General features: G+C 73.0%; 4 protein-coding genes. All 4 read right to left on the minus strand.

All coding sequences use genetic code 11. From position 1 onward, the window contains the following. Window positions 1-84: 84 nt before the first annotated feature. Window positions 85-6,048: an Ig-like domain-containing protein gene (locus AVW09_RS15140; protein WP_063258851.1), complete on the minus strand. Its 5,964-nt coding sequence runs from the start codon at window positions 6,046-6,048 to the stop codon at window positions 85-87. Then, complete coding sequence (locus AVW09_RS15145) at window positions 6,045-7,181, minus strand: serine/threonine-protein kinase (protein ID WP_063258852.1); 1,137 nt, start codon at window positions 7,179-7,181, stop codon at window positions 6,045-6,047. Before AVW09_RS15145 ends, AVW09_RS15140 begins: the two co-directional genes overlap by 4 nt. 100 nt (window positions 7,182-7,281) lie before the next feature. Then, window positions 7,282-7,944 (minus strand): hypothetical protein, encoded by a 663-nt coding sequence (locus tag AVW09_RS15150; RefSeq protein WP_063258853.1) that lies wholly within the window; start codon window positions 7,942-7,944, stop codon window positions 7,282-7,284. A gap of 54 nt (window positions 7,945-7,998) precedes the next feature. Continuing rightward, window positions 7,999-8,470: hypothetical protein (locus tag AVW09_RS18075; protein WP_197462662.1), on the minus strand; the 472-nt coding region annotated here is incomplete at its 5' end.

Below are 8,470 nucleotides of genomic sequence, written 5' to 3' on the forward strand. Positions count from 1 at the left end.
TGCGCGAAGGTCTGGGCGTACCAGGTCGCCTGTTCCTGGGTGATCGTCATGGCGGTGGGTCTTCCTATCGGGGGGATGGGGGGGTCAGGGCTGCGGAGGCGCGGAGGGATCGGAAGTGCCGGGCTGGCAGGTGCCGCTCGTCTCGAGCACGGCGTTGTCGAGGCCCCACCCGCGCGCGGACCAGTCGACGGTCACCTTCACGCTCGTGACCCTGACCGCGCCCCGGGGGACGAGGTCGGATCCCTCGGGCGGAGTGAGGACCGCGCCGTTCTTGTCGGTGTACCGCGCGCCCGCGCGGTCGAGGGTGAGCGCCGCCTGGTCGTTGCTCGAACTCGACGACACCTGCAGCTTTTCGCCGGCGACACAGGAGGCCACCCTCGTGCTGGCCTGCACCTGGTACGGCGCGCTGCCCGAGGCGGGCGCCACGCGGCCCGTCTCGGACGTCGTCCCCCAGATTCGGTGCTGGAAATAGACGCCGATGTTCGGGTCGGACCCGAAGACCGTGGAGCGATCGCCGTCGAAATTGCTGTACTTCACGTCGTTGAAGCGCGGGGGCTCCGTACCGGTCTTGATGCCCGAGATCCGCCACTTCGCCACCGAGCGGTTGTCTTCGTAGTCCGGGCGCGCGCCGACCTGGAACGTGTACCCCCGCGGAGCCGCGGTGTCCTGCGCGACGCGGTACTCCTGTGTCACGCTCTTCGATCCGTACGACGTTCCGTCGTAGCTCGACTCGACGCAGAACGTGAAGGTGTAGGCGACGCCGTCGAGCTTGCCCGGGAAGTCCCGGCGCGGACCGTCGTCGCCGACGCGGCAGAACGCGCCCTCGGCGATGCCGTAGCGGAGCCGCGAGTCGGTGCCGTTCTGTCGCGCCGTCCCCTCCACGGTCACGGTGGACACCCCGTCGCCCGTCGAGCGCGAGGTGATCGTCATGTTCGGCTCGAGCGGTGCGCCGACGCCGTGCGCGGAGAACGTCAACGCGCCGCCCTGCGCCGAGCCGCCGAGGCCCGCGGGCACGTCGAACCGTGAGGTGGGGACGACCGTGATCTCGGTGCTCGCGTTGCTGCCGACCTGGAATCCTGCGACCCGCACGTCCTTGTCGTTGCGGCCGACGCTGACCTTCCGCGTCTCACCGGCGGCGCTGCGGATCTCGAGCTGCCCGGTCTCGGCGGACTCCACGCCGCGGATGACGAGGTCGGCGACGTTGCCTTCTCCGTCACGGGTGACGACGGGCGTGAAGTCGCCCGAGGTCGGACGTGCCGGAGGATCGTAGGCCCACGCGTTCGTGCGCACCGATCCGCGGGACTCGCCGACGGCGTTGACCGCCGTGACGACGTACTCGCGCTGTTCGCCGTTGGGCGCCGGGATCGACGGGCACGAGCCGTCCGCGTCGCACTGGGCCACGACGTTCCCGCCGTAGCGCACCGTGAACCCGGCGAGCGCCGGGTACGCGCGCCGCGCCTCACCCGGGTCGACGCGCAGCGTGAGCGAGCCGTCCGCGTAAGCGGTCTGGCGCACGCTCGCGGGCGCGCGCGGGTAGCCCTGCAGGTCGAGGACGACGCGCGCGTCGCGCGTCCCGGCGGTCGAGCGCCCCTGCGCGTCGCGCAGGGTGACGTTGGCGGCACACGTGGCGCCCGGCGCGTCCGAGGTCCACGACGCGCGGACGCTGTCGGACGACGCGACGTCGAAGCTCACACCCGTGCAGGCGCTCGTCGGGCGGACGCTCACGACCTCGAGCGGCGTCCGCGGCAGCGGGTTGACCTCGCCCGACAGGCCGACCGCGCCGATCGGGCAGCTCGACCCCGACGCCTGCGAGCACTGCTGCGTCGTCGTGCCGCCCTGGGGCAGCGTCGACGGCGCGGAACCGACGCGCAACAGCAGGCGCGCGGGGGCGACGGCCTTGTGGCTGGTCACCGAGATGATCGCGGCATTCTCGGTCCCGGGCACGGCGCGGTCGGCGCCGGTCACGGTCACGGTCGATCCGTCGAGCGTCACGGACGAGAACGCCGAGCCGGAGTACTCCAGGGCGTAGCGGATGCCCGCCCAGTCCTCGCGGCCGAGCTGCCACGTCGTCATCTTCTGCAGGTCGAAGGTCGCCGTCTCGCCCGGACCGACGGTGAGCGACGCGGGGCGCAGCTCGGGCTGGGGTTCCCGCGCGACGATGCCGACGGGCACCGACAGCACCGTCCAGTCCTCGGTGCCGGCGAGACGCACGGGCACCTGACACGCATCCGTCCACGGCGACCCGGTGCCCGCGTCATAGCGGACGACGGTTCCGTTGACCGAGCACCGACCCTCCGCGCGCACGCCGGTGGTCGAGACGTCGGGGCCGACCTCGAGCGTCGACCGGCGCGGTACGGCGACGAGGGAGGCCATGTCGAAGTCGACGGATGCCAGTTCGTCGACCTTCTGCGCCGAGTTCGGCCGCAACGCGAGAGTGAGGTCGTCGTCGCCGGGCACGCGGAGGAAGCCGTACGTCGTGACCTCCTGGTCACCGACGGTGCCGGTCACGGCGAAGGGGATGATGCGGCGCGTGGCGGGCAGCTCGCCCGAGATGCGTCGACCGTCGACGCGGACGCCGGTGGGCTCGCCCCAGAGCGACACGCGCAGATCGCCCACGTCGCCGCCCGACCACGTCGCGCGACCCTCGAGCACGTCGACACCCGAGACGAACTGGTCGCGGTCCTCGACGGTGAGGACGGTGTCGGAGACCACGGGATAGTCGGGCACGCTCTCGCGCACGACCTTGACGACGACGAGGCCGCGGCCGGTGTTGCCGGAGTCCGACTCGACGTCGTAGAGGAACGACATGGTCGCCGGGGCCTCGCCCGCGCGGATCACGACGCCCGTGTCGGACACGCTCTCCACCAGCGCGTCGAGGCGCGTGTACTCGGGGTTGTCACTGCCGTCGACGAGCGTCTTCGGGAGGTCGGGGCGCACGCCCGTGAGCTTCAGGCGACCCTGGGTCGGATCGATGTCGTTCGCCAGCGGACTCACGCGGATGCGGGTGTCCGGACCGGCCTGCACCTGCACGTAGTCGGTGAACGTGATGGGGCTCGGGTTGGCCTCGGCATCCAGGACTCCGATGCGCACCGTGCCCTCCCCCGTCGCGCCGGAGGGGTCCACCACGCGGTAGCGGAACGACACCTGGCCGCGGTCGCCCGGCACTGAGGAGTACACGATCGACGCCCCGTCGGCCGAGATCGAGGCCGTGCCCCGGTCGGGCTGGTTCACGATGCGGTCCAGCGCGACAGCGTCGCCGTCGGGGTCGACGCCGAAGCCGTGGAACGGGATCGTCGTCGTGCCGCCGCTCAGCACGCGCCCCTGGAGCGTGTCCGGGATCGGGGCGCGGTTGGCCTCCGGCCCCAGCACCGTGATGCGGACGGTCGCCTCGTCCCACAGCGACGGTGTCCCGGTCGTGTAGACGCGGTACCGGACCTCGTACGTGCCCGGCGTCGTCGGGGCGAGGTAGCGCAGCACCCCGCCGGAGGCGAACGCGAGACCGTCGCTCGCGGGCGTGGACTGGATGGATGCCGGGTCGAGCGTCGGTAGTCCGCCGGCCGGGGACACGTCGTTGTCGAGCACCGGGATGTCGGCCTGCGCTCCCGCGCGCACCGTGACGGTGTCGTCGACCGCGATGGGCGCGATCTCCGGAGCGGGCGGCAGGAGATACACCGTGGCCTCACCGGCGACGCGCGATCCCTCGTCCTCGGTGCCGTCGCTGACCGTGTAGGTGACCGTGCCGAGCAGGCCCGCGCCGCCCTCCGCGGTGCTGCCGGAGACGCGCAGGTCGTTCTGCCCCACGGTGTCGACCGTGAGCGACGCCCCGTCCTCCGCGCTCGCGGCCACGTCGCTCAGCAGCAGCACGCGACCGGTGGGATTGGACACCGCGGCGAAGACGTCGAGCGTCGCGTCCTCCTGCGGCCGGACGAAGGCGACCACGGGCGCGGTCGACAGCTGCGCCGGAGCGTCGGCCGGCAGCAGCGTGATCCGCGCGGTGCCCGTGGCATCCCGCCCGGCGCCGGTGACCGTGAAGTCGACGCGGTACACCCCCGGCTGAGCGGCCGTGAAGTCGAACGTCGTCGTGCCGCCGACCGCCGTGGCGGTCGCGGCCGCATCGTCGAGGACGCGCACCGACCCGATCGTGACGCCACCCGCCGTGCCGGTCACGTGCGGTCCGACGTCCACGGTCAGCGCCGATCCGGCGGTGTCGACCACGGCGAAGGACTGCACCGCGAGCGCCGGGTCGGGCGTGACGCGGATGACCAGTGGCTTCGTCGCCGTCGCCCCCTCGGTGTCGGCGATCGTCACGTCGAGCTGGATCGTCTGCTCACCGCCGGAACCGTCGTCGGAATGCTGGTAGACGACCTCGCCGGCAGGAGTGGATGCCACGCTCCCCACGCCGCTCGGATTGTCGACCGACAGCAGCAGCAGCGGATCGCCGTCCGGGTCGACCCAGCCGGTGAGCACCGGAACCGTGATGGTGCCGCCGCGCGCGACCTCGGGCGTCGGCCACGGTTGCAGGCACTTCTCCACGCCGCACCAGACGGGCGCGGCGTTGGTCCCGGGCGGCGACACCGTCAGCGTCACGGTCGTCGGCGACGACGTGAGGCCATCGGCGGTCGTGCCGTCGGTCACGGCGTACGAGAAGGTCGCCGAACCCGTCGCGTCCGGCGCGACGCGGACGGCGAGCTGCTGTCCGTGGTCGGTGATCGAGAGGCTGCCGAAGCCGGGATCGAGGCCGGTCACGCTCTCGGGGACGATGCTCAGCACATCCTTGTTGGGGTCGTGGTCGTTCAGCAGGACGGGGAGCGTCACCAGGCGGCCCGCTCGGACGCCGAAGCTGTCGGGTTCGGCGATGGGCGGCTTCGGATCGAGCACGACGTCGAGCTGCTGGTCGCTCTGGACCGCGGCCTGCTCGGTCCGGTCGTCGAGCGTCCAGCTCTGGCTCGACGCCACGAGCGCGCCGTCCGGCACGGTCCACACCCAGCCGGTGCGCGTTTCGTTCAGGATGACGGCGTGGTCGGTCGCGACGAACACCGGCCGCCGCTGATCGGGCAGGGTCGCCCCGCCGTACGAGAGGTCGGTCTCGCCGGCATCCGATCGCCACAGCGTGCCGCGCGCGTCGCCGGGGAGGAGCCAGGCCGCGTACGCGACGCCGTCGTGCTCGAGCGGTTTCGCGGGCTGCCCGAGCACGTTGCCGCCCGCGCCGACCTCGCGGCGCGGCTCGCCGCCGTCGACGGGCACGCTCCACAGGGACTGGTCGTCGGCGAGGTACACGACCCGGCCGCGCGCGTCGGGGTCGCCGACCACGAGCTGCTCGGTCGTGCCGAGGTCGACCGGGTCCTTGCCGCGCACCCACACGCGCCCGGCCTCGGCGTCCACCAGCGCCCACTGGTCGCCCGCCGCCGTGATCACCGGCGAGGCGACGTCGGCCTGCAGCGCGTCGCGTCCCTTCAGCTCGTCGGCGTCGATGTCGTACCGGATGACCGATCCGTCCGCCGACGAGTACGCGAAGATCATGCCGCGGTCGTCGACGGCCACGGCGTCCGCGGTGTACGTCCGGGCATTCTCGTCGCCCGCCGTGTCGAACGGGTCGAGCTGAGTGACCGACTGCCCCGCGCGGCTCAGGTGTCCGGCGAACAGGGCACCGGTGTCGGTGCGGTACACGACGTAATCGCCCGCCGTGACGACGGAGGTCGTGCCGGGCGGCGTCTCCGGCGACGCCTGGAGCTGCTCCTCCTGCAGGTCGACGGGCTGCGCCTCGTCGATCCGCGTGAGCTTGCTGTAGCCGTCGGTGAAGAGGTACGCGCCGTCGGGACCCTGCGCGACCTGGCTCGGGTTCCCGGCCGTGCGCACGGTGTCGAGCTCGCCGACGGTGGTGTTGACGCGCGCGTAGCGCTGGCCCTCGCCCGTCTGCAGCGCCCACACCGACGTGTCGACCTCGGGCGTCTCCTGCGCATCGAGACCGGGCCAGACGATGCTCGCCGTGACGACGAGCGCGGCGGCGGCGAGGGCGGACGTCAGCCCCGCGATGGTGCGTCGCCTCATCTCAGGACCCCGGTGGCCAGGAGCGCCGCCACGACGACCGCGGCCGCGGTCACGAGCGTCGCCCCGGCGAGCACCCACGGCAGGGCGCGATGCGCGGCACGCGTCGGGGCGGAGATGTCGGTGTCCTCGTCGCGGACCAGCCCCGCGACCCCCGACGGCCCGCGCGACTTCCGCACGCCCTCGCGCTCGATCCGCGAGCGGGCGGGGCCGCGCAGGGTGCCGTCGGCGAAGTCGACGGCGCGCGCCGTCGGCGCCCACTCCGCCGCGGGCACCTCCAGCGGCGTCGCGGGCAGACCGAGCTCGATCTGCACCTGCTGCAGCGCCTCGCCGAATTCACGCGCGCTGGCGTGCCGGTCCGCGGGGGCGCGGGACATGGCCCGCGCGAGGACGGCCTGCAGCGACGGCGGCACGTCGGTGCGGGTGATCTCGGTGTAGGACGCGCGCGCGATCCGGCGGCGCAGCTGCTCACGGGAGTTCTGCCCCCGCTCGCGCCGCTCGAACGGGCTGTGCCCGGCGAGCAGCGAGTACACCGTGGCGCCGAGGCTCCACACCTCGCTCGACACGGTCCCCGCGGTCTGCTCGGCGATCACCTCGGGCGCGCTCCACGGCACGCTCATCGCGAGCATCTCGTCGACCCCCTGTCGCACGAGCGAGGACGAGATGCCGAAGTCCGCGAGCACCGGCGCGCCGAACGTCGTGACGAGGATGTTGCTGGGCTTCACGTCGCGGTGCACGAGGCCGGCGTGGTGCGCGGACTCCAGCGCGCCGGACATGCGCACGCCGATCGACAGCACCTCGGCCACCGGCATCCGCTCCACCCGGTAGCGCTGCGCGAGCGACCCGGGGCAGTACTCCATGACGATGTACGGCCGGCCGTCGGCCGAGATCCCGGCCTGGTACACCGTGACGATCGACGGGTGCGCGGAAAGGTGCGCGAGCACGTCGGCCTCGGCGTTGAACATGCGCAGCAGGTCGGGGTCGCGCACGTCGCTCGGCAGCACCTTGACCGCGACGTCGCGGCGCGGCATGTCCTGCCCGTACAGGAAGACATCGGCGAAGCCGCCCGACCCGAGCGGTCGGATGTAGGCCAGCCCGGGCAGGATCGGGGGCGTCGAGGGCAGGCGCTGCGGCATCGTGCCCCCTCCCCGGAACTCGCATCCGCCACACCTCGCGCGGACAGTTCGCAACTCTAACAAAAGCCGCTGAGGCGCCCCGGGGCCTTGTGGACGGGGCTCAGGATGTCATCGGCCCCGGGTCGCGCGGATCGAAGGGCGCGTCGAGCGACCGGGAGAGATCGTCGAGCAGGGCCGCGATCTGCGGCTCGACGTACTCCGCGACGGCGGCCTGGATGCGAAGGCGATGGTGCAGCAGCATCGCGCAGACCTCGCGGCCGATCATGTTCGCGTAGTCGTCGGCGAGCCCCACCTCCTGCCGGAGCGCGGCCTTCGCGGCATCCGACAGCGGCGGGAGGGCGGGGAGCTCCGCCTCCTCCTCGGCGGCCAGACCCGTCAGTGTGAAGAGGAACGGCGCGTCGGGTTCGGGCTCGGGGTCGAGTGGCATCCCCTCGAATTCCGGTTCCAGGCCCTCGGACGGACGGTACGACCGGCGCCGGTTGCGCGCGGCCTGCTGGTCGAGCTCGGCCTGGAGCATCGGGAGGTTGCGCGAGGTGTACTCCGCGACGGCGTGATCGACGATCGTCTTCACGCGGGTCGACAGTCCGTGCTGCACGCCGTGCGGCACGTCGGACCCGAGACCCGCCGCCGAGAGCACCGGCGACCCGAAGCAGCGTCGGCACGGAGCGACGCGGCCGCGGTGGTGGGCCGGCTCCCACCGGGGCAGCCAGGCGAGCCAGGCGTCCACCGCCTGGCCGACCTGGGTCTCGAGCGACCGCTCCACACCCCTAAGCTAGCCCGCCGCGTGTCCGAACGGGCGGATGCCACGACTCCCGCGTCATCGATCGTCGTCGTCGCGTTCCCAGCGCCAGTGCGGGCCCTCCCCGCGGCGGCGCACGAGCAGCACGCCGAACGCCCCGGCGAGCAGCGCCGAGACCGCGATCACCGCACCCGGCCAGCCGAGCGCGACGGCCGCCGCCGCGGCGAGACCTCGGGCGAGGTCGCCCCCGGTCACGGCCGCGCCGATCGCGATGCCGAGCGTCTCGCCGACGTACGCTCCGATCGCGCACGGCACCGCGGTCACATACCCGACCGGTTCGGCGCGCAGCCCCCACAGCAGGATCCCCGCGAACAGCAGCAGGGCCAGCAGCATGCCGCCGACGCCCGGCAGAGGCCCGAGTCCGCGGACGGGGATGACATCGGCGTCGAGCAGCAGACTCGCGACACCGAGACCGCCGATGGCGAGGGCGAGGAACGTCGCCGTCGCGAAAACGACGGCGACCGGCGGGGTCACCCCCGCCGGTCGTGGC

Origin of the sequence: Microbacterium sp. T32, assembly GCF_001619615.1 — a bacterium.
GTDB lineage: Bacteria > Actinomycetota > Actinomycetes > Actinomycetales > Microbacteriaceae > Microbacterium.

Coding starts and splice junctions, on each gene's coding strand:
- AVW09_RS15140 (WP_063258851.1), bottom strand. CDS start 6,048: ATGAGGCGACGCACCATCGCGGGGCTGACGTCCGCCCTCGCCGCCGCC.
- AVW09_RS15145 (WP_063258852.1), bottom strand. CDS start 7,181: ATGCCGCAGCGCCTGCCCTCGACGCCCCCGATCCTGCCCGGGCTGGCC.